Annotated in this window: 25 protein-coding genes; 6 read left to right on the plus strand and 19 right to left on the minus strand. The window is 63.6% G+C overall.

All coding sequences use genetic code 11. The features are described from left to right. Positions 1-84: 84 nt before the first annotated feature. From recG to ROH8110_RS05905, 4 genes are all read right to left on the minus strand, one after another. Complete coding sequence (gene recG / locus ROH8110_RS05890; RefSeq protein ID WP_085816706.1) at positions 85-2,175, minus strand: ATP-dependent DNA helicase RecG; 2,091 nt, start codon at positions 2,173-2,175, stop codon at positions 85-87. Further along, a complete protein-coding gene (ligA, locus tag ROH8110_RS05895) occupies positions 2,172-4,709 on the minus strand; it encodes an NAD-dependent DNA ligase LigA (RefSeq protein WP_176236583.1) in 2,538 nt (845 codons plus the stop codon). Before ligA ends, recG begins: the two co-directional genes overlap by 4 nt. A 141-nt stretch (positions 4,710-4,850) precedes the next feature. Next, positions 4,851-5,567, minus strand: a complete 717-nt coding sequence (gene ctrA / locus ROH8110_RS05900) for a response regulator transcription factor CtrA (RefSeq protein WP_085816707.1) — start codon at positions 5,565-5,567, stop codon at positions 4,851-4,853. A 92-nt stretch (positions 5,568-5,659) separates the two neighbouring features. Further along, on the minus strand, positions 5,660-5,944 hold the full coding sequence (locus ROH8110_RS05905; protein WP_085816708.1) for a DUF1153 domain-containing protein: 285 nt from the start codon (positions 5,942-5,944) through the stop codon (positions 5,660-5,662). A 123-nt stretch (positions 5,945-6,067) separates the two neighbouring features. On the opposite strand from ROH8110_RS05905, the gene mnmA reads away from it, so the two are divergent. Next, complete coding sequence (gene mnmA, locus ROH8110_RS05910; protein WP_085816709.1) at positions 6,068-7,207, plus strand: tRNA 2-thiouridine(34) synthase MnmA; 1,140 nt, start codon at positions 6,068-6,070, stop codon at positions 7,205-7,207. Positions 7,208-7,388: 181 nt separating this feature from the next. Here the strand turns inward: mnmA and lpxB are convergent, their stop codons facing one another. From lpxB to pyrH, 13 genes are all read right to left on the minus strand, one after another. Beyond that, complete coding sequence (gene lpxB / locus ROH8110_RS05915; protein ID WP_085816710.1) at positions 7,389-8,549, minus strand: lipid-A-disaccharide synthase; 1,161 nt, start codon at positions 8,547-8,549, stop codon at positions 7,389-7,391. Further along, positions 8,549-9,355, minus strand: coding sequence for an LpxI family protein (locus ROH8110_RS05920; RefSeq protein ID WP_085816711.1), 807 nt, complete (start codon positions 9,353-9,355; stop codon positions 8,549-8,551). Before ROH8110_RS05920 ends, lpxB begins: the two co-directional genes overlap by 1 nt. A gap of 2 nt (positions 9,356-9,357) precedes the next feature. Next, positions 9,358-10,161 (minus strand): acyl-ACP--UDP-N-acetylglucosamine O-acyltransferase, encoded by an 804-nt coding sequence (gene lpxA / locus ROH8110_RS05925; RefSeq protein WP_085816712.1) that lies wholly within the window; start codon positions 10,159-10,161, stop codon positions 9,358-9,360. Between the two features lie 5 nt (positions 10,162-10,166). Beyond that, positions 10,167-10,631: a 3-hydroxyacyl-ACP dehydratase FabZ gene (gene fabZ, locus ROH8110_RS05930; protein ID WP_085816713.1), complete on the minus strand. Its 465-nt coding sequence runs from the start codon at positions 10,629-10,631 to the stop codon at positions 10,167-10,169. A gap of 69 nt (positions 10,632-10,700) precedes the next feature. After that, positions 10,701-11,282 carry an OmpH family outer membrane protein gene (locus tag ROH8110_RS05935; RefSeq protein ID WP_085816714.1) on the minus strand — a complete coding sequence of 194 codons (582 nt, stop codon included), beginning with the start codon at positions 11,280-11,282 and terminating at the stop codon, positions 10,701-10,703. Positions 11,283-11,322: 40 nt separating this feature from the next. After that, positions 11,323-13,650: an outer membrane protein assembly factor BamA gene (bamA, locus tag ROH8110_RS05940; protein WP_085816715.1), complete on the minus strand. Its 2,328-nt coding sequence runs from the start codon at positions 13,648-13,650 to the stop codon at positions 11,323-11,325. Positions 13,651-13,777: 127 nt separating this feature from the next. Beyond that, entirely contained in the window at positions 13,778-13,903 is a 126-nt protein-coding gene (locus tag ROH8110_RS18895) for a hypothetical protein (RefSeq protein WP_254903727.1), read from the minus strand. A 150-nt stretch (positions 13,904-14,053) separates the two neighbouring features. Then, entirely contained in the window at positions 14,054-15,400 is a 1,347-nt protein-coding gene (rseP, locus tag ROH8110_RS05945) for an RIP metalloprotease RseP (RefSeq protein WP_085816716.1), read from the minus strand. 10 nt (positions 15,401-15,410) lie between these two features. After that, the gene (gene dxr, locus ROH8110_RS05950; protein ID WP_085816717.1) at positions 15,411-16,583 is read right to left on the minus strand and encodes a 1-deoxy-D-xylulose-5-phosphate reductoisomerase; all 1,173 of its coding nucleotides are present in this window, start codon (positions 16,581-16,583) and stop codon (positions 15,411-15,413) included. Continuing rightward, positions 16,580-17,359, minus strand: coding sequence for a phosphatidate cytidylyltransferase (locus ROH8110_RS05955; RefSeq protein ID WP_085816718.1), 780 nt, complete (start codon positions 17,357-17,359; stop codon positions 16,580-16,582). The genes dxr and ROH8110_RS05955 overlap by 4 nt, the downstream gene beginning before the upstream one ends. Then, a complete protein-coding gene (gene uppS / locus ROH8110_RS05960; protein WP_085816719.1) occupies positions 17,356-18,081 on the minus strand; it encodes an undecaprenyl pyrophosphate synthase in 726 nt (241 codons plus the stop codon). Before uppS ends, ROH8110_RS05955 begins: the two co-directional genes overlap by 4 nt. Positions 18,082-18,098: 17 nt before the next feature. Then, positions 18,099-18,662, minus strand: coding sequence for a ribosome recycling factor (gene frr / locus ROH8110_RS05965; RefSeq protein ID WP_085816720.1), 564 nt, complete (start codon positions 18,660-18,662; stop codon positions 18,099-18,101). A gap of 49 nt (positions 18,663-18,711) precedes the next feature. Then, entirely contained in the window at positions 18,712-19,443 is a 732-nt protein-coding gene (gene pyrH, locus ROH8110_RS05970; RefSeq protein WP_085816721.1) for a UMP kinase, read from the minus strand. A gap of 140 nt (positions 19,444-19,583) precedes the next feature. Here pyrH and miaA point away from each other — a divergent pair, with 140 nt between their 5' ends. From miaA to ROH8110_RS05985, 3 genes are all read left to right on the plus strand, one after another. Beyond that, entirely contained in the window at positions 19,584-20,465 is an 882-nt protein-coding gene (gene miaA, locus ROH8110_RS05975; RefSeq protein ID WP_085817036.1) for a tRNA (adenosine(37)-N6)-dimethylallyltransferase MiaA, read from the plus strand. An 84-nt stretch (positions 20,466-20,549) separates the two neighbouring features. Continuing rightward, entirely contained in the window at positions 20,550-21,386 is an 837-nt protein-coding gene (locus tag ROH8110_RS05980; RefSeq protein WP_254903728.1) for an AraC family transcriptional regulator, read from the plus strand. Positions 21,387-21,524: 138 nt separating this feature from the next. After that, positions 21,525-23,114, plus strand: a complete 1,590-nt coding sequence (locus ROH8110_RS05985; RefSeq protein ID WP_121143614.1) for an ABC transporter substrate-binding protein — start codon at positions 21,525-21,527, stop codon at positions 23,112-23,114. A 30-nt stretch (positions 23,115-23,144) separates the two neighbouring features. Here the strand turns inward: ROH8110_RS05985 and ROH8110_RS05990 are convergent, their stop codons facing one another. Beyond that, positions 23,145-23,738, minus strand: coding sequence for a lytic transglycosylase domain-containing protein (locus ROH8110_RS05990; protein ID WP_085816726.1), 594 nt, complete (start codon positions 23,736-23,738; stop codon positions 23,145-23,147). Between the two features lie 216 nt (positions 23,739-23,954). On the opposite strand from ROH8110_RS05990, the gene ssb reads away from it, so the two are divergent. Continuing rightward, on the plus strand, positions 23,955-24,446 hold the full coding sequence (gene ssb, locus ROH8110_RS05995; protein WP_085816727.1) for a single-stranded DNA-binding protein: 492 nt from the start codon (positions 23,955-23,957) through the stop codon (positions 24,444-24,446). A 51-nt stretch (positions 24,447-24,497) separates the two neighbouring features. On the opposite strand, the gene ROH8110_RS18660 is transcribed toward ssb, so the two are convergent. Beyond that, entirely contained in the window at positions 24,498-24,638 is a 141-nt protein-coding gene (locus tag ROH8110_RS18660) for a hypothetical protein (protein WP_170156432.1), read from the minus strand. Between the two features lie 44 nt (positions 24,639-24,682). Here ROH8110_RS18660 and ROH8110_RS06000 point away from each other — a divergent pair, with 44 nt between their 5' ends. Then, positions 24,683-25,648: a GNAT family N-acetyltransferase gene (locus ROH8110_RS06000; RefSeq protein WP_085816728.1), complete on the plus strand. Its 966-nt coding sequence runs from the start codon at positions 24,683-24,685 to the stop codon at positions 25,646-25,648. The last annotated feature ends 23 nt before the right edge of the window (positions 25,649-25,671 follow it).

Here is a 25,671-nt window from a genome sequence, read left to right on the forward strand (position 1 = left end):
TAAAGAACTTTATGAGAACATTGGCGAACAAACCGGCACAACCAGAGTCAAGCATTTGATCTGAAACGAAACTTTTCAGGCCTTTCAGCCGACCGAAATCAGCCTGATCGCCTGGTCCTGTTCCATCAGCCACAACAGCACCCGCGCCGCGCGGCCCCGTTCGCTTTCCAGCACCGGGTCATCCGCCAGCAACTTGCGCGCGTCGCTCTGCGCCACGGCCATCAGCGCCGCCTGCGCCTCCATATCGGCGATGCGGAACTTCGGCAGGCCCGATTGCGCCGTCCCGATCAGATCGCCCGCGCCACGCATCTCCAGATCCACCTCGGCAATGCGAAACCCGTCCTCGGTATCGCGCATCGTGGTCAGGCGCCGCTCGCCGCCCTCGCTCAGCGGCCCTTGATACATCAGCAGACAGGTCGATTCCGCCTCGCCCCGCCCAACGCGCCCGCGCAGCTGATGAAGCTGCGCCAGACCGAAATGCTCGGCCCGCTCGATCACCATGATCGAGGCATTGGGCACATCCACCCCCACCTCGATCACCGTGGTCGACACCAGAACCACCGTATCGCCGCGCTGGAACGCGGCCATCGCGGCATCCTTTTCCTCGGGCGGCATCTGGCCATGCACCAGCCCCACCACCCCCTCGCCGAGGGCGGCGCGCAGCCGCTTGAACCGGTCAACGGCGCTCGACAGGTCCACCGCCTCGCTTTCCTCGACCAGCGGGCAGACCCAATAGGCCTGCCGCCCCTCGGCAATGGCGCGGCGCAGGTGATCGACCACCTCGTCGATTCGGGCCATGTTGATCAGCGCCGTCTTGATCGGCTTGCGCCCCGGCGGCTTTTCATCAAGCACGCTCACATCCATGTCGCCATATTGCGCCAGCGACAACGAGCGCGGGATCGGCGTTGCGGTCATCACCAGCACATCGGCGCGCTCGCCCTTCGCGCCCAGTTCCAGTCGCTGGCGCACGCCGAACCGGTGCTGCTCATCGACGATGGCAAGGCGCAGGTCATGGAATACCACGTCCTTCTGGAACACCGCATGAGTGCCCACCAATATCTGGATATCGCCCGCTGCAAGCGCCTTGAGCTTGGCGCGCCGCTCGGCGCCCTTGTCGCGCCCGGTCAGGATCTCGATCACAACGCCAGCCGCCTCGGCCAGCGGGCGCAGGCCCTGCAAATGCTGACGCGCCAGGATTTCAGTCGGGGCCATCATCACGCCCTGCCCGCCCGCCTCGACAGCGATCAGCAGGGCCTTCAACGCGACCAGCGTCTTGCCCGCGCCCACATCGCCCTGAAGCAGGCGGTTCATCCGGGTCTCCTGCGCCATGTCGCCCGCGATCTCGGAAATGGCCCGTGTCTGCGCGCCGGTCAGCTCATAGGGCAACGCCTCAAGCACCTTGGCCTGCAACGCGCCTGTGCCCATCGTGGCGCGCCCCTTGGCCCGGCGCAGCCGGGCGCGCGCCAGGGCCAGCGTCATCTGATGGGCCATGAACTCGTCATAGGCGAGGCGCTCGCGCGCGGGGTCGGCCGGGCTCAGGTCGCGCTGTTCCTGCGGATCATGGGCGCGCCGCACCGCCTCGGCCCAGTCGGGCCAACCGGCCTGCGCCTTCTGCGCGGGGTCGATCCATTCCTTCAACTCCGGCAGCCGCGTCAGCGCCGCCTGCGCCGCCTTGCGCATCATTTTCTGGGTGACACCGGCGGTCAGCGGATAGACCGGCTCGAAATCGGGGATCTCGCCCGCTTCCTCGGGCAAAAGGACGTGATCGGGATGCACCATCTGCGCCACACCGTCGAACAGCTCGACCTTGCCCGACACGATGCGCCGCGCCCCGGTGGGCAGGATGCGGCGCAGGTAATCGTCGCGCGCATGAAAGAACACCAGCTGAAAGCTGGTCGCTGCATCCTCGACCGTCACCCGATAGGCGCCGCCCCGGCGCGCGGGCGCACGATGCTGGCCCACGACCACCTCCACCGTGACGACGCCGGGGATCTCGGCACCCTGCACGGTGGCGCGCTTGCGCCGGTCCACCCCCGTCCAGGGCAGCGTGAAGATCAGGTCGCGCGGCCGCGTCACCTCAAGCGCCGCCAGGTTCTGCACGGTTTTCGGCCCCACGCCTTCCAGCGTATCAAGCCCCGCAAAAAGCGGAAAAAGGGCTTCGGGCCGCCCGCTCATGACCCGCCGATCAATTGCAGCCAGCCATCCTCGTCGATGGTCTCGACGCCCAGATCGGCGGCCTTCTTCGCCTTGCTCCCCGCACCCGGCCCCGCGACCAGCAGATCGGTCTTGGCGCTGACACTGCCCGAGACCTTGGCACCAAGTGCCTCTGCGCGGGCCTTTGCCTCGGCGCGGGTCATCTTTTCCAGCGTGCCGGTAAAGACCACCGTCTTGCCCGCAACCGGACTGTCCGAGGCCGGGGCATCGGGCGGCTCGATCGTCAGATGCTTGCAAAGCGCATCAAAGGCCGCGCGCTCGTGGTCATTGGCAAAGGCATCGCTCAGCGACAGGCCCAGCACCGCGCCGATCCCGTCGATCCCGATCAGGTCCTCCCAGGCCGCGCGCGCCGCGTCCGGCACATCCAGCGCCGCGATGGCCGACTCGCGGCTTTCCTTGATGCGCGCGCGCCGCCCCTCCTCGCCGGCAGCGATCCGCTCGGCGTCCTCGGCTTCGTCGGCAGCCCGATGCGCCAGCGCCGCCGGGCGCGCCAGATCGACTGCGCGTGCCATCGCGTCCCAGTCGCGATAGTGCAGCGCCAGATCGCGCGCCGCCACCTCACCCACATGACGGATACCGAGGCCAAAGATCAGCCGCGCCAGCGGGATGCTGCGCTTATCCTCGATCGCCTCGAACAGGTTGCCCGCCGATGTCTCGCCCCAGCCCTCGCGATTCCTGAGCTGCGTCATGCACCCCGGCCCATACCGATCCTTCAGCGTGAAGATATCCGCCGGTTCGCCGATCCAGCCATCGCGATAGAACTGCTCGACCTGCTTGGCGCCCAGCCCCTCGATGTCAAAGGCCGCGCGCGACACGAAATGCTTCAGCTTCTCCACCGCCTGCGCCGGGCAGATCAGCCCGCCCGTGCAGCGCCGCGCCGCATCGCCCTCCTCGCGGATGGCGGGGCTGCCGCATTCGGGGCATGTTTTCGGGAAATCATAGCGCTGCGCGCCCTCGGGGCGCTTTTCCAGGTCGACATCATTGATCTTGGGGATCACATCGCCCGCGCGATAGACCTGCACCCAGTCGCCCACGCGAATATCCTTGCCGCCGCGGATCTCGTTGCCGCGCGCATCGCGCCCCGCGATGTAATCCTCGTTATGCAGCGTCGCATTGCTGACCACGACACCACCCACCGTCACCGGATGCAGCCGTGCCACCGGGCTCAGCGCGCCGGTGCGCCCCACCTGGATGTCGATCGCCTCCAGCCGCGTCCAGGCCAGCTCGGCGGGAAACTTGTGGGCAATCGCCCAACGCGGCGTGGTGCTGCGATAGCCCAGCCGGTGCTGCAGCGCGATGTCGTCCACCTTGTAGACGACCCCGTCGATGTCATAGCCAAGCTCGGCGCGCATCTGCTCGATCCGGCGATATTGCGCCAGCATCTCGTCAGGCCCGTCGCAGCGTGTGGTCAGCGGGTTGGTGACAAAGCCAAGCGCGGCCAGCCGCTCGATCGACTCCATCTGCGTCTCGCCCAGCGGTTCGCTATGCGCTCCCCAGGCATAGGCGAAGAACCTGAGCGGGCGGCTTGCCGTGATCGCCGGGTCAAGCTGGCGCAGGCTGCCGGCTGCGGCGTTGCGCGGATTGGCGAAAACCTTCTGCGCGCTGTCGGCCTGGCGTTCATTGAGCGCGGCGAAATCCGCATGCGCCATATAGACCTCGCCGCGCACCTCCAGCACATCCGGCGCTTCCTCGAGCCGCCCCGGGATGTCCTTGATGGTGCGGGCATTGGCGGTGACATTCTCGCCCACCGCCCCGTCGCCGCGCGTCGCCGCCTGTACCAGCGCACCATTCTCATAGCGCAGGCTCAGGCTCAGCCCGTCGATCTTGGGCTCGCTCGTATAGGTCAGCCTGTCGCCCGTCCCCATCCCCAGATAACGGCGGATGCGGCTGTCGAATTCCGCGATCTCATCCTCGTCAAAGGCATTGCCAAGGCTCAGCATCCTCACCGCATGGGTGACCTTTGAAAACCCCTCCGAGGGCGTGAATCCGACCCTTTCGCTGGGACTGTCCGCGCGCTTGAGATCGGGAAACCGCGCCTCGATCTCGCGATTGCGGATCACCAGCGCGTCGTAATCGGCATCCGCCATGATCGGCGCATCGTCGCCGTGATAGGCACGGTCGGCCTGCGTCAACAGGCTGGCCAGCCGCTCCAGTTCGGCCCCGGCTTGCTCCGGGGTCAGTTCAGCGACCGCGACATTGCCGAAACCCTGGCCCTGCGCAGCGCGCCTTTCGCGTCCATCTTCACCGCCCGACGCATCCGCATCATCACCGGCATCACCGCCAGCAGCAGCGTCATCACCTGCGCCCGCCTGATCGCCGGCAGAAACCCCTGCGGCATCGCTGTCGGCCGCGCGAAGATCATCACCGGCATCACCGCCGGAATCGCCCGCACCCGGCGCATCCGCGGTGCCCTCGGCGTCATCCCGCGCCCGCGGCGCCCCGGCATCAGCGCCCGTGTGGTCCTTCGCGTCCTGTTGCCCGCGTTTCCTGCCCATTGCGGCCCTCCGCCTTGATCCGCGCCGGGGCCACACGGCCCCGCATCCGTCGGTCAAAGTGATAGGGTGCGCGCGGTGCGAGGTCCAGTCGTGAGTAGTGGCATCATCCCCGCCATGAGCAGGCTCCCCGCGCCTGCCCGCTCAGGCGCCGATGGCAAAGCGGTCCGCGCTGGCCTGTCCGGGTTCCGGGTCGCGCAGCACATAACCCCGCCCCCAGACCGTTTCGATATGGTTCTGCCCGCCCGTCGCCTCGCCCAGCTTCTTGCGCAGCTTGCAGATGAACACGTCGATGATCTTGAGCTCCGGCTCGTCCATGCCCCCATAAAGATGGTTCAGGAACATCTCCTTGGTCAGTGTCGTCCCCTTGCGCAGGCTCAACAGCTCCAGCATCTGGTATTCCTTGCCGGTCAGATGCACCGCCCGCCCGTCCACATCCACCGTCTTCGCATCGAGGTTCACATTGATCCGCCCGGTCCGTATCACCGATTGCGAATGCCCCTTCGAGCGGCGGATGATCGCATGGATCCGCGCCACCAGCTCCTCGCGGTGAAACGGCTTGGTCAGGTAGTCGTCCGCGCCAAAGCCGAATCCCTTGATCTTGTTGTCGGTATCATCCGCCCCGCTCAGGATCAGGATCGGCGTTTCCACCCGCGCCAGGCGCAGCTGTCGCAACACCTCATGGCCATTCATGTCCGGCAGCCCCAGATCCAGCAGGATCAGATCGTAATCATAGAGCTTGGCAAGATCGATGCCTTCTTCGCCCAGATCCGTCGTATAGACGTTCAGATTGGCATGGTTCAGCATCATCTCGATGCTCTTCGCGGTGGTGGGGTCGTCTTCAACCAAAAGCACACGCATTAACTCAACTCCACTTCAACTCCAGTCAGTCAGCCATCACCTTGACTCTTATTGGTTAACCACAAGTTACCGGATAGGCGCAAACATATTTTTCAATCGTCGGTTGTATCCGTCTTCTTTCGGATCGTTGCCCTCAAGCCGCTCAATCCGCCCGCCCCGGCACCCTTGACCCATTCCAGGAACTCCGCCTCGCTCAGCCCGTAACGCTCAAGCGCCGCCTCCTTCTCCATCAGCCCATGCGCCACTCCGCGCACCACCGCCAGCTTGCGCGCCGCCGTCCAGCGCCGGGTGTCCGGCGCCGGCAGGTCGGCACAGCTCATCACGCTGCCATCCGGCAGCTTCACGATCCGTTTTCCGTTCATCTTCTTCAGGAACATGGTTTCACCCCTTCTCGACAGATCCCGTCCGCAAACTGACGCCTGCCCCCTTAACGACCGGTGAAACCGCCCCTTGAGACTACCTCGCATTTTCCTATATTCCGCTGCATCAAGGAGACGCCCATGCCCCTCGACACCGCGATCAATTCGCTTGGCTTCGCCAAGTCCCCCGCCGACACCCGTGTCGTCGTCGCCATGTCGGGCGGCGTCGACAGCTCGGTCGTGGCCGCGCAACTGGCCGAAGAAGGCTATGACGTGGTCGGCGTCACCCTGCAGCTCTACGATCACGGCGCGGCGCTCGCCAAGAAAGGCGCCTGCTGCGCGGGGATCGACATCCACGACGCCCGCCGCGTTGCCGAGGACATGGGTTTTCCCCATTACGTCCTCGATTACGAGAACATCTTCCGCGACGCGGTGATCGACGAATTCGCCGACAGCTACCTCGCCGGGGCCACGCCGGTGCCCTGCATCCGCTGCAACGAGCGGGTGAAGTTCAAGGATCTGCTGGAAACCGCCCGTGACCTCGATGCCGATTGCATGGCCACCGGCCATTACATCCAGCGCAAGCTGGGCGCGCACGGGCCCGAACTCCACAGCGCCGCCGACGCCAACCGCGATCAAAGCTATTTCCTGTTTTCGACCACCCCCGAACAGCTCGCCTTCCTGCGCTTCCCGCTGGGCCACCTGCCCTCGAAAAGCGCCACCCGCGAACTGGCGGCGCGCTATGGGCTGCAGGTGGCCGACAAGCCCGACAGCCAGGACATCTGTTTCGTGCCCGACGGCAACTATGCCGGCGTGATCGAGAAACTGCGCCCCGGCGCCGCCGAACCCGGCGAGATCGTCCACGCCGATGGCCGGGTTCTGGGCACCCATGAGGGCGTGATCCACTACACGATCGGCCAGCGCCGCGGCCTCGGCATCGGCGGGCTCAGTGAACCGCTCTACGTGGTGCGCCTCGATGTGGACGCCCGCCGCGTCATCGTCGGCCCCAAGGAGATGCTCGCCACCCGCACCGTGCCCGTGCGCGAGATCAACTGGCTCGGCGACACCCCCTTCACCGCGCGCCCCGAATGGCATGTCTCGGTCAAGCTGCGCTCGACCCGCCCCCCGCAAGAGGCGATCATCCGCCCGCTCTCGGAAACCGAAGCCGCGGTCGAACTTCTCACCCCCGAAGAAGGCGTGAGTCCCGGCCAGGCCTGCGTCTTCTACGAGACCGGCGGCAGCCGCATCCTCGGCGGCGGCTGGATCTGGCGCGGCCACTGACCACCACCCTGACCAAGACCCGTCCGCTCTTCATCTGGCCCGAAATACCTCGGGGGGTCCGGGGGGCTGGCCCCCCGACGCGGGTCCAGAAAATCGCGGTCTGTACCAAACGCCGCGCGCAATCTCCGCTTTCGGTACAAAACCCGCGTACAAAACGGACGTTTTGTACAGGTGCGCCGCGTTAACCTCTCGCCACCTTCATCCGGGTCAGAACCGCCCTTGCCGCGCGCAATCCGGGCGCCTCGCCGCCGCGCCCCAACCGCTCCATCGTCAGCGCCATCGCCGCGCGCTGCTCCCCCGACGCCTCCATCAGCGCCAGCATCGCGGGCGCGATCAGCTCGGAGCGACAGCGATTGCCTATGAATTCCGGGATCACCCGAGTCTCCGAAACGAGGTTCACAAGGGTCAGCGTATCGACCTTCAGCATCCGTGAAATAATGATACGACTCAATGGCTTGAGGTCATAGGCAATAACCATCGGCGTGCCCGCCGCCGCCAGTTCCAGCGACACCGTGCCCGATGCCGCAAGCGCCCAGTCCGCCGCACCGAAGGCCGCGCGCTTCTCGGCCTTGAACGCCGCGGGGTCCATCCCTTCCGGGCTCAGGATCAAGGGCTTCACCGGCCAGTCCCGGACCATCTCGCGCACCAGCGGCGCGACATTGGCCGTGGTCGGAATCACCAATGAAAGCATGGGCTTATCTTCCAAGACCCGCCGGACCACCTCCGAGAATCGCGCGCCGAGGCCCTGGATCTCGCCCCTGCGCGATCCCGGCAGGATCATCCAGATCGGGTTCGTGATGTCGTGGCGGTCCTTAAACTCTTGAATTTCCTCCGCATTCGCTTGTGGCTCGCTGACCACCGGATGGCCGACGAAGTCGCATTCCATCCCCTCGGCTTCCATATAGGGCGGCTCGAACGGCAACAGCGCCAGCACATGATCGATCACCCCTGCCATCTTGCGCGCGCGCTTCGCCCGCCAGGCCCAGACCGATGGCGCGACGTAATGCACTGTTCTTATGTCACTTTTTGCCTTCACGAGCCGCGCGATCCGCAGGCAGAAATCGGGGCTGTCAATGGTGATCAGCACATCCGGCCGCGCCTCGAGCACCGCCTCGGCACTCTGGTGCAAGCGCCGTCTGAGTTGCGGGTATTTCGGCAGAATCTCCGCCAGCCCCATAACGCTGAGCTCATCCATCGGGAACAGGCTCTGCATCCCTTCGGCTTCCATAAACGGGCCGCCAACCCCTTGGAATTCAACGTTTTCAAGGGATTTCAGGCCCGCCATCAGCGCCGCGCCCAGCCTGTCGCCCGAGGCTTCCCCGGCGATCAGGAACACCTTCATCACAGCACCCTTGATGTCAGGAAAAGTCCTGCCCTTTCAATCGCTTCCAAAGTGTTCTTGCGATCAATGATCATGACCCGCCCTGCCTCGATCACCAGCCCGGCCAAACCGGCCTCGGCCACCGCCGCGATCGTCGCGGGGCCGATCACCGGCATGTCGATTCGCAGATCCTGGCCGCGCTTCGCGGCTTTGACATACACGCCCTTGAAACCACGGCGTAAATTCTGCGGCGTCTCGGCCACGAAACGCAGCAGCGCATCGGTTCCCTGCACCGTCTCGATGCCCAGACACTGGCCGCCCGCCACCACGCAGCCCTGGCCCACATCCAGCGGAGACAGCGCCATCAATATGTCCCAAGCCCTTGAAACATCGGATAGATCGGCGTCTGTCGGCGGCGTGCCGATCAACAGCCCTTCCTCGGCGGTCAGGCCCGGAACCAACTCATGCGCGCCCATCACCGCAAAGCCCTGTTCCTCGAAAATCTCGATCACCTGGCTCAGAAGCGCGTCATCCCCGCCCTGCATCGCAACCATCAGCCGCGGCGCCAGCGCCAGCATGGTCGCATCGAAGGCCGACGGATCCAGCGGCGGGCGTGCAAGCGATCCCGCAAACACCACACGTTCGACGCCCTGATCCTTCAGCGCGTCGAAAAGCGTGCCCATCTTCTCGAATCGATGAACCTCAACTTCGCCTTCCAAGTCATTGGGAATACCTTGAAATCCGATCCGCAGGGCATCGGGTTGCGCCTCCGCGATCCGCACCGGCAGCGCGCCCGAACAGGCCAGTATCGCCAGCTTGCCGGCCATGATCAGCCCTCTCCGGGTGTCAGGAAGGACCGATCGCTCGCACTGGTCACGAATTCGACGATCTGCCGCACATAGTCGCTCTCGGTTTCATCACCCAGTCGCCGCGCACGATCCTGAAACGCGCCTTCGCCTTGCGCCAGCATCTGAAACGCTGCCCGCAACGCGGTGATATCCGCCCGTGGCACGCCCCGGCGCTTGAGCCCGACAAGGTTCAGCCCGTCCAGCCCGCCACGCGGCGCCTGGACCAGCCCATAGGGAATCACATCGTTGGTAACCATTGTTACCGCGCCGATGATCGCACCCTGCCCGATCCGCACCCACTGATGCACCCCCGACAATCCGCCGATGATCACGTCGTCTTCCAGCACGCAATGCCCTGCCAATGCAGCATTATTTACGACAATCACGCGGTTGCCGACCTGCACGTCATGGGCCACATGGCAGCCGGCCATGAACAGCCCGTCGTCGCCGACGCGCGTTTCGCCCCCGCCGCCCGCAGTGCCTGTGTTCATTGTTACATGCTCGCGGATACGGTTGCGCGCGCCAATCACCAGACGCGTGCGCTCGCCCTTGAACTTGAGATCCTGCGGTACCTCGCCAATGCAGGCGAAGGGAAAGATCACGCTGTCTTCACCAATGCTGGTGTCACCCGCAATCACCACATGCGATTTCAGCACCACCCGCGCGCCCAGCCTTGCGTCCGGGCCGACATGACAGAACGGCCCGACGTGACAGCCAGCGCCAAGCTCAGCGCCCTCTTCGACCAAAGCGGTCGGATGAACGAAGGTTTCCACCCCGTCGGACATAGAGCTCACTCCTTGGGCAAATCCATCATCGCGGTGAACTCGGCCTCTGCGGCCATATCACCTTCAACCTCGGCAACGCCGCCGAATTTCCAGACCTTGCCACCCGGCTTGCCACGCAGCGTTTCCAGTTTCATTTCAAGCACATCGCCCGGAACCACCATCCGGCGAAACTTGCATTTGTCGATCGACATGAAATAGACCAGCATGTTGCGGTCCTCCATGCCGAGCGCCGTTCCCACCATGACCGCCGCCGTCTGCGCCATCGCCTCGACGATGGTCACGCCCGGCATGATCGGCTTGCCCGGAAAGTGGCCCTGGAAATGAGGCTCGTTCATGGTGACGTTCTTGATCCCCCGGGCTCTGGCATAGCCCTCGATATCGACCACCTTGTCCACCAGAAGGAACGGGTAGCGATGCGGGATAAGCCGTTGGATCAAGTGGATATCCGCGGCTTTCAGCGGCTCTGTCATGGCGTGGTCCTTTGCAAGGATTGCTTGGATGTCACTAGCAACTTGCCCTGCGATGGGCAAGCGTGCGGCTCAATCCGCGTCGGGTGCATCATTGTTGCCTTCGCTGACCGGTGCGCCGCGGCCCATGCTGACGCCCTCGGGCAGTTCGCTGCCGATCTGCTCGTCGATCCGCGAGATCGCGACGTCGGTGATCTCAACCACCTCGACCCGCAGCAGAACCGTTCGGCTGTCCATGATGACAGCCGCATCTGCATCCTGCATGATATCGACCAGCACCGGCTCGACGAGGCGCATGAAGGTCACCGGTGCCTGCGCACGCGCCCGATCGAGATCGCGCGCACGCCGCTCGCTGTCCTGCCTGATGCTGCGGACTTTCGTGTCGAAGGCGTCGGCGAGATCACGAAACTCATCCGGGTTGGTTTCGCTGCGCAACTCGCTCAGGGCCTTCTCCTCGGCCTCGAGCTCGGCCTCCAGCTTCCGGTTATGCGCGATCAGGCTGTCGCGCTGCGCCTGAAGCTCGTCGTTCATGGCCTGACCCAGCCCGGTTTCGGCAAACAGCCTGTCGGGATTGATCACCAGGACATCGCTTTGAACGACACCGACGTCCTGCGCTGTCGCTGAACCTGCGCCAAGGGTCAGACAAAGCGCCATGAGAGAACTTCTGAGAAATGCCCCAGCTGGCATCTCGCGCTCAGAATTCTGTTCGGACGGTCAGGTCAAAGCTCTGTTCGAGGTCGCCCGGCTCTTTCTTGAGTGCCGTGGACCAGTTCAGCCGCAACGGGCCGAAGGGAGACTCCCAGAACAGAGACAGACCGACCACATGGCGCGGCTCGAAGTTCTTGGAACGGACCGGGAAGGCAGCATTGGTGGAATCGACGCCCCAGATCGCGCCCACATCGTAGAACGCGCCGCCCGAGATGCCGTATTCTTCCGGCAGCCCCAGCGGGAACTCGGCCTCGAACTTGGCCACGGCGAAGTAGTTGCCGCCCAGATGTTCGGTGCCCTCGATGGGGCCGATGCCATTGGGTTCAAAACCGCGCATGACCTGCGACGTATAGCGGTCCACGGCGCGGCTTTCATTGCTGCCCATGAACTCCAGCGCACCGCCTTCAAGCGTGGCACGCAGCGTGACTTCCTCGTTCAGCACCCTCGTCTGAGCGATGACACGGGCGCTCGTCTTGAGATACTCGCTGTCACCACCCAAGCCGGCATATTCCTGACCGAAGGACAACATGATGCCCGAATTCGGATCAAGCCCGGTGCGTCGGGTGTCATAGGTATAGCGATAACCGATCGCGCTGGCCCATGTTTCGCCCTGCGCCACTTCGGCAGCAAGCACACCGGAATTGCCGGTGTAGTCCTTCATGTCGTTGTAGGTCGCGTTGTAGAAGACACCGAAGCGACCGTTCTCACTGACCGGGAAGGTCAGGCTGGGACGGAAAACGCCGATCGTGGTGTCATAAAGGCTGAAATCGCTGTCGGTTTCGATCAGCGAGAAATCCAGACCGAACTCGACATTGCGGCTCAGGAAGGCAGGCTCGACGAAGTTGATGTTGTACTGGGCGGTGGTTTCGGATGCGGCGATCTGCGCCGTCAGTTTCTGCCCGCGCCCCATGAAGTTGCGCTCGCTGAACCCGACGCTGACGCCGACGCCCGAGTTGGTCGAATAACTGGCGCCAAAGGACAGCGACCCGGTTGTGGTTTCCTCGACATTCACGTCCACGACCACCTGGTCCGGGCGCGAACCTTCGCGTGCATTCACGTCCACGTCCGAGAAATAACGCAGCACCCGGATGCGTTCGGCGGCCTCACGAATCTGGCGCGGATTGAAGGGATCGCCCTCAACCAGGTCGAACTGACGGCGGATCACGCGGTCAAGCGTGGTGGTGTTGCCCTCGATATCGATCCGCTCGACGAACACACGCGGTCCACGCACAAGCGCGAACTCGACGTCCAGTGTCAGGTCACGGTCATTGCGGGTGATCCGCGGCTCGACACGCAGGAAATCGACACCGTTCTTGATCGCCAGGCGTTCCATGCGTGAAATCGAGTTCTCGACCTCCGTAGGCGAATAGACACTGCCCGAACGGACCTTGAGAACGTTGTGATATTCTTCGGGATCGACATCGTTGCGGTCGCTGACGGTCGTGATCTCGCCAAAGCGGAACTGCTGGCCTTCCTGGATGTTGAAGGTCACGAAATACGCGTCCCGCCCGCGCGCGAGCTCGGCATTGGTCCCGGTCACGCGGAAATCCACGTAACCGCGCGAGTTGTAGAAATCGGTCAGAAGCTGACGGTCGAACTGGATCCGGTCCTCGACAAAGGTATCGCGCTCGATGATCGCGCGCAGAAGCCCGGCCTGCTTGCTGTCGATGACGCGGCGCAGGCGACGGTCCGAATAGGCGCGGTTTCCAACGAAACCGATGCGCTGAACCTCGACCTTGCTGCCCTCGAAAATCTCGAAGATGAGATCGACGCGGTTATCGCTGCGGCGGATGACCTTGGGGGTAACGCGCGCTGCAAGGCGACCGTTCTGGGAAAGCGCCTCGGTCAGGGTCGCGGCATCGCGCTCGGCCTTGGCCGGGCTGAACACCTGGCGCGGCTGGCTGTCGATGAACCGCCGCATGTCCTCGTCCTTCATGCGCCGATTGCCTTCAAAGGCGATGCGGTTGATCGTGGGATACTCTGCCACCTGGATATACAGCTGTCCGCCGCGCGGCTCGAGCGTGACACTTTCGAACAGGCCGCTGCCGAGGATGCTCTGATAGGCATCGTTCAACTTGCCGGCCGAAACCGTCTCGCCGCGGGCGATCCCGGCGTAGTTCAGAATCGTGTCTGCTTCGATGCGCTGATTGCCTTCGACCACGACGCTGTTGAAGCGGTAGGACTGGGCGTTTGCATCGCCAGGAAGGCCAATGATTGCCGCTGTCAGCAGAGCGAGGCAGAACGCCCGGACAACGAACAATACGCTTTGCGAGGAATCCGCGCGCCGGATGCAACGGTGCTGCTCATTTCCCATGTCTCAAGTACCCCGGTCAAACATCCCTGTTAGAGATGTCAGTATCCGGTATGTAGAGGCTTGTCAAAACGCGGGGAGCAAGATTTTCAGACAAAATTTGCTTCGATGCGACGGTGCATCGGACAGATCACAACGACCCGATGAAACCACCGGCCAGAAGCGCAACCAGAATCGTGACCAGATAAAGAATCCGATCCCAATTGAGGTTCACCAGAAGGCTGAGCCCACGGTATCCGCTTACGATATGTTGCATCACCAATTCCTGACGGTTCTGTCTGATGAAGATGTGCGCGCAGAATGCGGCAACAATAGGGGCTGAAATAAGGCAAGATCATGGCGCGCGCCCTGCCCGCGTACGTCGCACGCACAGGTCTCATATGTGTTACGTCTCGCTTTCCCCGGCTCAGGGGCAGAACAAATCGTTGAAAAGCGCGAAACCCATGAGGCTCAGGACAAATACCAGCCCCACTGTCATCATGACCCTGAGTGCCGTTTCGCTAGGAGGTTTTCCGCTGACCGCCTCATAGGCATAGAACGCAAGGTGGCCGCCATCGAGCACCGGGATGGGAAACAGGTTCAACAGCCCCACCGCGGTCGACAGGACCGCGATGAACCAGATGAAGTTCTGCGCGCCCTGGCTCGCCATCGCGCCAGATACCTCGGCGATTCCGATCGGGCCGGACATGTTACAGCTGCTGATTGCGCCGGTGACCATGTGATAGAGACCTGAGAACGAACCTTCGATGATCCGCCCGACCTGCACCGTTCCACGTGATACCGCCTCGAGCGGGCCAAGCCGTTCGGTCGCGGGTTCAAACGCCAGCCCGCCGGCGATTCCGATGCGCCATTGGCTCTGGAACCCGCCTTCGGATTGCGGTTCGTCCATCCGGCGCGGCGCGAGTACGAAATCGAGCATCTCGCCATCGCGCCACACCCTGAGTTCAAGCGCCCGTCCCTCGGAACCCTCGACGATATCCTTGAGCTCGGAAAAGCTGTGGATCGCGGTGCCATCGACTGCGGTAATGACATCGCCCGCGCGCATGTTGATATCGTAAGCCGCGGATTGCGGTGCAAGCTGCGCAACCATCGGCGGCATCGGATATGGCCCCATGGCAGATACTTCGCGACCATCGCGCAGCACGCGGTAGTCGAGCAACGGCTCGGCGGGAAGCTGGTCGATGAAGGGATCGAACTGATCGGATTCGCCGAACTGGGGCACATCTACACCAGCGACAGTGATCAGCTCATCGCCTTCCTGCAAGGTGATCCCTTCGACCGGCAGGGGATTCAGGCTGCCGACGGCCAGCGGTTCCGAAACCTTGCCCTGGGCCATCATCACTGCGGCGAAAATCAGGATAGAAAGGACGAAGTTGAAAACCGGCCCTGCCGCGACCGTCGCCGTGCGTGCCCAAAGCGGCGCGCCTGCCATCGTTTCGCGCCGTTCCTGCGGCGACATCTCGCGCACGGAGTCGGCGCTTTGCGCGCTCGCAGCGTCGGCATCGCCTTTGAATTTGACGTATCCTCCAAAGGGCAGAAGCGCCACCTGCCACTGAGTGCCGTGGCGATCGCGACGCGCCCAGAGAACCGGGCCGAACCCGAGTGAAAAGACCTCGGCCTTGATACCCGACCAGCGCCCGACGATGTAATGACCGTATTCATGCACCGCCACGATGGCGGAAAGAGCGACCACGAAAGCCAGCAAAGTCATGAAAATGCTGCCGAATTGCGGCAGAAACCCTATTATATCCACGCCTGTTGTCCTATCTGTCCTGCTCTTTGACGACCCTGTCGGCACATCTGCGTGACAGATGGTCAAGATGGGTCACACTATCAAGGCTGATCGCTGCATCAACCAGGCCTTTCTCGGCGCAAAGCCGGGTCAGCACCTCTTCGACAACGTCGCTCATCGCCAGAAATCCGATGCGTCCGGCGATGAAATGATCCAGCGCCCGCTCCTTGGCGGCATTGAAGACAGCGCCCGCGAGGCCGCGCTTTGCCATGACCTCGCGCGCAAGGCGCAGGGCCGGGTAGCGGCCAGCGTCAGGCGCGCTGAAACTCAGCGTTCCGATAGCCGCAAGGTCGAGCGCCGCCACCGGCAGCGCGCGACGCTCGGGCCAGTTCAAGGCATATCCAATGGCGTGGCGCATATCTGGCGGGCCGACATGTGCCATCAGTGCGCCGTCGCAAAAACCCACGAGCGCATGGACCAGTGATTCCGGGTGAACCAGCACCTCGATCTGCTCGGGAACAAGGTCGAAGAACTCGCGCGCCTCGATCATCTCGAGCGCCTTGTTGAACATCGAAGCGCTGTCGATGGTGATCCGTTGGCCCATGGCCCAGTTCGGGTGCGTCGAAGCCTGCTCGACCGTGACATTCGCCAGCCGTTCGCGCGGCCAGTCGCGAAAGGCGCCGCCACTGGCGGTGATGATCACACGCCGCACGGCATCCATGCTTTCGCCGGTAAGCGCTTGGAATACTGCGGAATGCTCACTGTCCACCGGCAGAATGCGTGCGTCATGTCGCGCTGCGGTCTCCATCAGGAGCGGCCCGGCCGCCACCAGCGACTCCTTGTTCGCCAACGCCAGGGTCGCGCCCTGCTCGAGTGCCTTCAATCCCGGCGGAAGGCCCGCAGCACCGACAATGGCGGACATCACCCAATCGGCAGGCCGTGCCGCGGCCTCGGATATCGCCTCCGCTCCGGCCGCGGCCTCGATTCCCGAACCTGCAAGCGCAGCGCGCAGATCATCGAGCAGATCGTCATGCGCGGTGACCGCGATCTGCGCGCCGCAGACGCGCGCATCGCTGGCAAGCCGTTCAATATTGCGCCCACCGGTCAGGGCGACCACCTCGAAGAGGTCCGGTTCGCGCGCGATCAGGTCAAGAGTGCTCTGCCCGATCGATCCCGTGGCACCCAGAATCGTGATCCTCCTCATTGCAGCCCCGGCATCAAAGACAACAGCCGCAACACCATCACCATCATTGCCGCGCCCAGCATGGCATCAAACCGGTCCAGTACGCCGCCATGTCCGGGAATGAGATCGGAGCTGTCCTTGACGCCGCAACGCCGCTTGATCGCGCTTTCAGCGATATCGCCCAATTGCCCGGCGAACCCGACCAGCATCGACACCGCGACAAGCCCCGCACCCGCTGCCAGAGACTCCGCCAAGAGCAAGCCCACAAACCCGGCACCGACCCATCCGGCAAGCGTGCCCGACCAAGTCTTTTTTGGACTGACACGGGGCCAGAATTTCGGGCCTCCCAGCATCCGGCCCGCAAAATACCCCGCCACGTCCGAGACCACCACCACCAGCACAAGCCAGACCATCCAGCCGAACCCGGCCTCTTGTCGCAATTGCGCAGTGACGTAGCATCCCAGCAGGATCCAAAAGGCGAACAGCACATGTAGCCCCTTGTCCCGAGGGGCCTGCCCGGCACCGACCAGGGCAGCCGCAGCCAGCAAGGGCAGGACCAATATCCCCGGCAGCAAGAGCGCCAGCGCCAGCGCGACCGCAGCAAGCAATCCCGCCGACACCGCGCCCCGCGCCCCAGCCATGCGCGCGGCCTCCCATATCATCAGGCCACCAAGCGCACAGATCAGGCCGTTGAACAGCCAGCCCCCGATCCAGATCGCGCCCGCACCGATGCCGGCCATCGCCAGCCCCGACAGCACGCGTGGCGCAAGATCGGACCATCGGGCCTGCTGACTCATCCGGTCGCGGCCCCGAACCGCCGTTCGCGCGCACCATAGTTGCGCAGGACATCGGTAAAGATCGCACGGGTGAAATCGGGCCACAGCGTATCGATGAACTCGTATTCGGAATAGGCCGACTGCCAGAGCAGGAAATTCGAGATCCGCGCTTCGCCGCTGGTGCGGATGACGAGATCCGGGTCGGGCAGGACGCAGGTATCAAGGTAGCGCGGCAGCGTCTCCTGATCGACCTTGGCAGGGTCGAGCTTGCCATCCGCCACATCCTGCGCCAACCGCCTCGTGGCGCGGGCGACCTCGTCCCGCCCCCCATAATTCAGCGCGATCGTCAGGTTGAGACGGGTGCAGCGACTGGTCATCTCCTCAGCTTCGTCCATCAGGTCCTGCAGGGGCTTGTCCAGCCGCGTGCGGTCGCCGATGAAACGCACGCGCACGTTCTCTTTCACGAACTCCTGCATTTCCTTGACGATATAGCGCCTGAAAAGCGCCATCAGCCCGGAAACCTCGGTCTGCGTGCGCTTCCAGTTCTCGGTCGAGAAGGCGAAGATCGTCAGGTAATCGACCCCCAAATCGGGGCAGGCACTGACGATCTCGCGCACGCGCCGCGCGCCGGCGTGGTGGCCAAACAGGCGTGGGCGCCCGCGCGCCTGAGCCCAACGGCCATTGCCATCCATGATGATCGCAACATGGCGCGGTCCGCTCGTGTCTGGGCTGTTCCTTGCCATGTCGCTGTCCTCGCGTCTCAGACCTGCATGATCTCTGCCTGCTTGCCTTCCAGCGCCTCGTCGACCTGATGAATGAACTTGTCAGTCAGCTCCTGCACCTCGGTTTCCCAGAATTTCTGGTCATCCTCGGACATGCCGTCGGCCTTGGCCTTCTTGATCCGGTCCATGCCATCGCGGCGCACATTGCGCACCGAGACACGGGCATGTTCGGCATATTGCGCGGCGACCTTGCTCAGTTCCTTGCGACGCTCCTCGTTCAGCTCGGGGATCGGCAGCATGATGATGGTGCCGTTGAGCTGCGGGTTGATCCCGAGGCCGCTGTCGCGGATCGCCTTTTCCGTAGCGTTGACCAGCGACTTGTCCCAGACGTTGATCGTCACCATCCGAGGCTCGGGCACGTTGACAGTGCCGACCTGGTTGATCGGTGTCTTCTGGCCATAGGCCTCGACCATCACCGGTTCCAGCATCGAGGCCGACGCCCGCCCGGTGCGCAGCGAAGCGAACTCAGTGCGCAGCGCGCTCATCGCCCCGTCCATTCGCCGTTCCAGATCGGCCACGTCAAGTTCGAACTCTTCAGCCATGTTCCGTTTTCCTTCTCGCGGGTCTTGCGTTCTGTCGTTCTCTTTTGCCTCAGCCGTGCACGGTTGTATAGGTTCCGTTCCCGGCGAGGATTCCCTTGAAGCCTCCCGGTTCGTCCAGGCTGAAGACAATGATCGGCAGGTTATTGTCACGGGCAAGCGCGATGGCGCTGGCATCCATCACCTTGAGATGCTGCGCGAGCACCTCGTCATAGGTGACGCGCTCGAAACGCTTGGCATCGGGATTGGTCAGCGGGTCCTTGTCATAGACCCCATCCACCTTGGTGCCCTTGAAGATCGCCTCGCACGCCATCTCGTTGGCGCGCAACGTGGCGGCGGTATCGGTGGTGAAATACGGGTTGCCGGTGCCCGCCGCGAAAATGCACACGCGCTTCTTCTCGAGGTGGCGCACCGCGCGGCGGCGGATATAGGGCTCGGCCACCTCGTCCATCCGGATCGCGCTGATAACGCGGGTAAAGACGCCCAGCTTCTCCAATGCGCTCTGGACAGCCAGGGCGTTCATCACAGTTGCAAGCATCCCCATGTAATCGGCCGTGGTGCGCTCCATCCCCTGGGCGCTGCCGGCGAGGCCGCGAAACACGTTTCCGCCGCCGATCACCATGCAGATTTCGACCCCCAGATCATGGACCGACTTCACCTCGCGCGCGATGCGCTCCACCGTCGGCGGATGCAAACCATAGCCCTGATCCCCCATCAGCGCCTCACCCGATATCTTCAACATGACGCGCTTGAACCTGGTCTCGGGGGGGGCTGTGTCAGACATCGGGGGGCTCCATGCAGGTTCCGGGTCGCGCGCAAAATGTAGTAAAACGCAGCGGGGTTCAATCACCGAAACCGGCCATGTCGACGATTTGCCGCCCTGCCTCTCGCATCGGAGGGCAAATTCGCTTATCTGACATGGCGATGAGCGCCCTGCCCGATATCCCTTCCGACCGCCCGGTTCTGATCGCCGGGCCGACCGCGTCGGGTAAATCCGCTCTGGCCCTGCGGCTGGCCGCGCGGGATGGTGGCGTGATCCTCAACGCCGATGCGATCCAGGTCTATGACAATTGGCGCATCCTGAGCGCCCGCCCCTCGCCGGAAGACGAGTCCGCGGCGCCGCATCGCCTCTATGGTCATGTGCCGTGGGATGGAGAATATTCCGTGGGCCATTGGCTGCGCGAGATCCTCCCCCTGCTCGAAGGTCCCGCGCGCCCTATCATCATCGGCGGGACCGGGCTTTACTTCAGTGCCCTGACCGAGGGGCTCGCGCCCATCCCGCCAACCCCGCCCGATATCCGCGCGACCGCCGACGCGCTGCTGCGCGATGAGGGCCTAGGCGTGCTGCTGCGTGACCTCGATCCTGACACCCGCGCTCGGATCGACACGCGAAATCCCATGCGGGTGCAGCGCGCCTGGGAAGTGCAACGCGCCACCGGGCGCGGCCTTGCCGCATGGCAGGACGAGACACCGCCACCTGTCCTGCCGCTCGGGGACTGCACCGCGCTGCTGGTCGATGCCGACCGAGAGTGGCTCAATATCCGTATCGCGCAGCGCTTCGATGCGATGCTGGCTGCGGGCGCATTGGACGAGGCGCGTGCCAACCTGCCGGGCTGGGACCCCGCCCGCCCGTCCTCCAAGGCGATCGGCGCGCCAGAACTGATCGCACATCTTCAAGGCCGCATGACACTGGACGAGGCCCGCGAAGCTGCGACCATTGCCACCCGCCAATTCGCAAAGCGGCAACGCACCTGGTTTCGCGCCCGGATGCGGGCCTGGCAGGCAGTTGATGCAGCGAGGCTTTGACATTCTCAACAATCGAGTCTGTTATACATAGGTTTTTTCGCATACACTGTCATAAATATAGTGTTTTCAAGGTGTCGGCGGATCGTGCAAGACTATCCCAGAATCATGACCCTCGCCCAATGGGCAGGTCCCGCGCGCTGGCAGTCGGAACTGCCCCACAGCCGCGAAACCCATGCCTTCGTCTGGGTGACGCGCGGCCAGGGCCGCTGCCTGCTCGAGGGTTTGCGCCGCGGCGTCGGCGTCCACAACGCACTTGTGATCCCGGCGGGCACGCTCTTTGCCACCGATCTGGGGAAACAGGGTTTCGGTCTCGTTTGCACAATCCCGCCGGTCGCGTCGGTGCCGATGCCCGATACCGCGCAACAATTGCGCGTGCGCGACTCACAGGCTCAGGCGGAGTTGGCCACGATCCTTGAAACGATGCAGCGCGAAGACAACACAGCGCGTCATTTCCACGACGAAGCGATGAGCGCATATGCGGTGCTTCTCGGGGTTTGGTTGCGCCGCACCATGATCGATGCCCCGAGCCCGCCACGCCCGCCCGCGTCCGAGCGGCTGGTGCGGGCCTACGCCGCCCTGATCGAACGCGACTTCGCCAGCGGCAGGCCAATGGCCGACTATGCCGCTGCACTCGGGGTCACACCGACACATCTGACCCGCACCTGCCGGACCGTGGCCGGTATGAGCGCCGCGCAGCTTCTGACACAGCGCATCGTCCATGCGGCGCGGGGTTTCCTGGTGCAGTCAGACCATCCCTTCAAACTGATAGCAGCGATGCTGGGCTTTCGCAGCGCGGCCTATTTCTCACGCTTCGTGCTGCATCACACCGGCTTCACCCCGACACAGCTGCGCCGCGATGCGGAGGCCTCAGCACCGAAAACAGCCGTCGCACCCGCAACAAGGATGCCCGGCGTGGGTTGATCTCTGGTCGGGCTCTATGTGTAATGGCGGCGACACGATGTCCTTTCCCCGCCGCCAGCCCGAAAGCGAGCCCTGACCATGCCATCTTCTCTGCATCCCGCAGCTCCCGGACTTGCCCGTGCTCTCAAGGCGGGGCGCATGGGACGGCGAGAATTCCTGGCACGTGCCACCAGCCTCGGGATGAGTGTCGCGGCGGCCTCGACGCTTGGGGCGCTGCCCGCCCCTGCCCGTGCGCAAGCACGGATCGCCGAAGGCGGCACGCTTCGCATACAGCAGAACGTCAAGGCGCTCGACGATCCGCGCGCCTATGACTGGAGCGAAATGGGCAATCTTACACGCGGCTTTCTTGAATATCTGGTCGAGTATGGAAGGGATGGCGCCTTCCGGGGGATGCTTTTGAAATCCTGGTCGGTGAATGACGACGCGACCCGATACATTCTAAATCTGCGTCCCGGCATCCGGTGGAACAACGGTGATTCCTTCACCTCGAAGGATGTCGCCCGCAATATCGCGCGCTGGTGCGACAGCAGCGTGCCGGGTAATTCCATGTCGGGCCGGTTCCCCGGCCTCATCGAACCCGATACAGGGCAGTTGCGCGACGGCGCGGTCGAAACGCCCGACGATCTGACCGTGATGCTGCAATTGTCGCAGCCCGACATCGCCCTGATAGCCAACATGTCCGACTATCCCGCCGCCGTCATGCATGCCAGCTACGCGGGCGGCGACCCCTTCGCCCACGGGATCGGCACCGGCCCATACCGCCCGGTCAGCCTGGTTCCGGGCGATAGATGCGTGCTCGAACGCCACCCCGACCACGACTGGTGGGGCAGCGAGGTTTTCGGCGGCCCCTATCTCGACCGGATCGAGTTCATCGACTTCGGTACCGATCCCGCCAACTGGGTGGCAGCGGCCGAGGCGGACTCGGTCGATCTTCTCTATGAAACGGTGGGCGACTTCATCGAGGTCATGGACGATATCGGCTGGACCGGCACCCGCACCGAAAGCGCCGCCACGGCCGTGATCCGCGCCAATGCGCGCGCCGAGGTGAATGGCGAGGCCCCGTATTCCGATCCGCGCCTGCGCCGTGCGCTGGCGCTGGCCGTAAACAACGAAATCTGCCTTGAACTGGGCTATGTGGCCGGGGGCAGCGTCGCCGCCAACCACCATATCAGCCCGATTCATCCTGCCTATGCCGATATCGGCCCCGCGCCATTCGACCCCGCTCAGGCACTTTCGGATATCCGGGATCTTGGCATGGAGGGGTTCGAGCTGGAACTGATCACCCTCGATGACGAATGGCAGCGCAACACTGGCGACGTGGTCGCCGCGCAACTGCGCGATGCGGGGCTTACGGTGCGAAGGGCGATTCTGCCCGGCAGGAGCTTCTGGGAGAACTGGAAGGATTTTCCATTCTCGCTGACTGAATGGAACCACCGCCCGCTCGATGTGCAGGTGCTGAACCTCGCCTATCGTTCAGGCGCCCCGTGGAATGAAACCGGCTTTGCAAACGATGCCTTCGACGCGCTTCTCGATCAGGCGATGGCGCTGACCGATCCCGAGGCACGCCGCCCGGTGATTGCCCGGATCGAAGCCATCCTGCGCGACGAAGGTGTGATCATCCAGCCGTTCTGGCGTGCGCTCTTCAATCACCATAACGGGCAACTGGTCAATGCCGAGCGTCACCCGGCAAATGAAATTCATCTCTATCGGATCGGTTTCGCGGCCTGACGCTTGCGTCATGCGCGACGACGGGTCCCGTCAGCTTCCCCAGATGATCCGCACGTAATTGCGGGTCTCTTCGAAAGGTGGAACGCCGCCGTATTTCTCAACTGCCTTCGGACCGGCATTATAGGCCGCGAGCGCCAGTTGCCAGGACCGGAACGTCCTGTATTGCTCCGCCAGGTAGCGAGCGCCGCCATCGAGATTTTCGTAAGGGTCATGCGGATTGACACGCAACAGCCGCGCCGTGCCGGGCATCAACTGTGCCAGCCCGATCGCGCCCTTGTGCGAAAGCGCCTTGTCGTTCCAGCCCGATTCCTGTTGCACCAGCTTCAGGAACAGATCTTGCGGCACCCCGTGACGGCTTGCGGCATCCTTGGCCATCTGGAGATAGTGCCCGCGATACTCGCCGCTATAACCCTTCGCAGGACCATCGCCCCATTTGGTGGGCGTATGCACCTTTTGCGGCTGCAAGCGTACCGAGTTGTTGTATTGCTGCTTTGCGCGGTTATCCAGAACCCCGATCTGGGATTTGAACAATATGCTTCGGTTTTTGGTCGACAGCACATCGGCAGACGCACCAAAAGGCATGATCAGTGCCGTCGCGACAAGCGCAATCGTGAAATATCGCATTCGCCCCATGTCCCTCGCAGCGTTTTCCTTGCAGCGCACTATACCTGAATCGATTCCGATTTCCAGATTCAACCGAAATTCAGGCCTCTTGCGCGCGTGAAACCTTCATTTGGCCGCAAAGGCATATCTTTTCGGAGAATTTTAAACTTTCCTTCATCCCCCCGTGATGGTGTAACGCTGGCAGCAAAGCAAAAACACATCTGTAAGGAGGTCACGATGGCCGGCTCAGTGAACAAGGTAATTCTCATCGGCAATCTTGGCCGCGACCCTGAGGTTCGGACTTTCCAGAACGGCGGCAAAGTGTGCAACCTCCGCATCGCCACATCCGAGAACTGGAAAGACCGCAACACCGGTGAGCGCCGCGAACGCACCGAATGGCACAGCGTCGCGATCTTCTCCGAAGGGCTCGTGCGGGTTTGCGAACAGTATCTGCGCAAGGGCTCGAAGGTCTATCTGGAAGGCAAGCTGCAGACCCGCAAATGGCAAGACCAGTCTGGCCAGGACCGGTATTCGACCGAGGTCGTATTGCAAGGCTTCGATGGAACGCTGGTGATGCTCGACGGCCGCGGCGAAGGCGGCGGCGGTGGCGGCTCAAGTCAGGGCGGCGGCTATGGCGGCGATTACGGTGGCGACTACGGCGGCGGCCCGTCGCAAGACGGCCCCTCGGGCGGCCCGTCGCGTGACATCGACGACGAGATCCCGTTCTGATCACACCCGCCCCAAGGCAATCGCGGGCCGCTCCCACCGGGGGCGGCCTTTTCATTTGAAATCCAGCCCCAGCAGCGCCATCACCGCCAGAAACGGTAGGGACACGGCACCGATCAAAAGCACCACGCCAAGGGCAGTCGGCCGCGCGCCCGGCGCGCGGTGACCCAGCACGGTATCTCGTTTCGGTTTCATGAGTTGATTAACCCCGCTTTAGGTTTTCATTCGGTTAATGGGGCATGGACATCGCCTCTGCCCCCTGCGCTGCGCCTCCCGGCCCCTGCGCGCTGCAACAGCATCCGTTCTATGGCCGCGCCTTGGCGGATTCTAGTGCCCAGGTCGTATCGCTTCATGCCCGCGAGGCCGGTCAAGTGCTGGCATCCGCCCAGATATTGCAACGACGCCTCGGGCCGTTGCTGACCTGTTACCTTCCGCGCGGCCCGGTCTGGGCAGAGGGAATGGACGATCCTGTCCGCGCCCGGATTCTGCGCGAAATGCTCCGGAGCCTGCCCCGCGCGCTCTGGCTCGCCGCCCCCGAGAGCAGCGCGGACACGGCCATCTTTCGCAGTGTTGGGTTTCGCGCCCTGATGACCCCGCAATACACGGCCGAGTTCGACCTGACCCGCCCGGTCGCCCGAATGCTGGCGGATCAGCACGGCAAATGGCGCAATCGACTGCGCCGCGCCCAATCCGGCGGGATCGAGATCCTGTCGCGACGGCTCGATCCGCTGTGTGACCAGCCGCTGTTGCAGCAGGAGGCTGCTCAGCGCCGCGCGCGCGGCTATGCCGCCCTGCCGACAGGCTTTGTGCTGGCCTGGGCGCGCAGCGCGCCAGGCGCCACGCGGCTGTTTCTCGCCCGTCGCGGTGGCGAAAACCTCGCCTTCATGCTATTCCTTCTGCACCCGCCGATCGCGACCTATCAGATCGGCTGGACCGGGCCTCAAGGGCGCAGCCTCTCGGCGCATCATCTCCTGCTCTGGGAAGCGGCGAACTGGCTCGCGGCGCGTGGTCATACCCGGCTTGATCTGGGGCTGGTCGATACATCTGGCGCGCCCGGCCTTGCCCGGTTCAAGATCGGCAGCGGTGCGAAACCCCGCCCTATCGGCCCTGCCATGCTGCGGTTAGCGGGACCGATGCGCCGCATTCCGCATCCCTCTGCGGGTGCTGGCGATTTGCCTCTGGCTTTTCGGTCGCTCTGCCTATAGGGCGCTGTGAAACTTTCCCGGGA

This window comes from Roseovarius halotolerans (assembly GCF_900172255.1).
Classification (GTDB): Bacteria; Pseudomonadota; Alphaproteobacteria; order Rhodobacterales; family Rhodobacteraceae; genus Roseovarius; species Roseovarius halotolerans.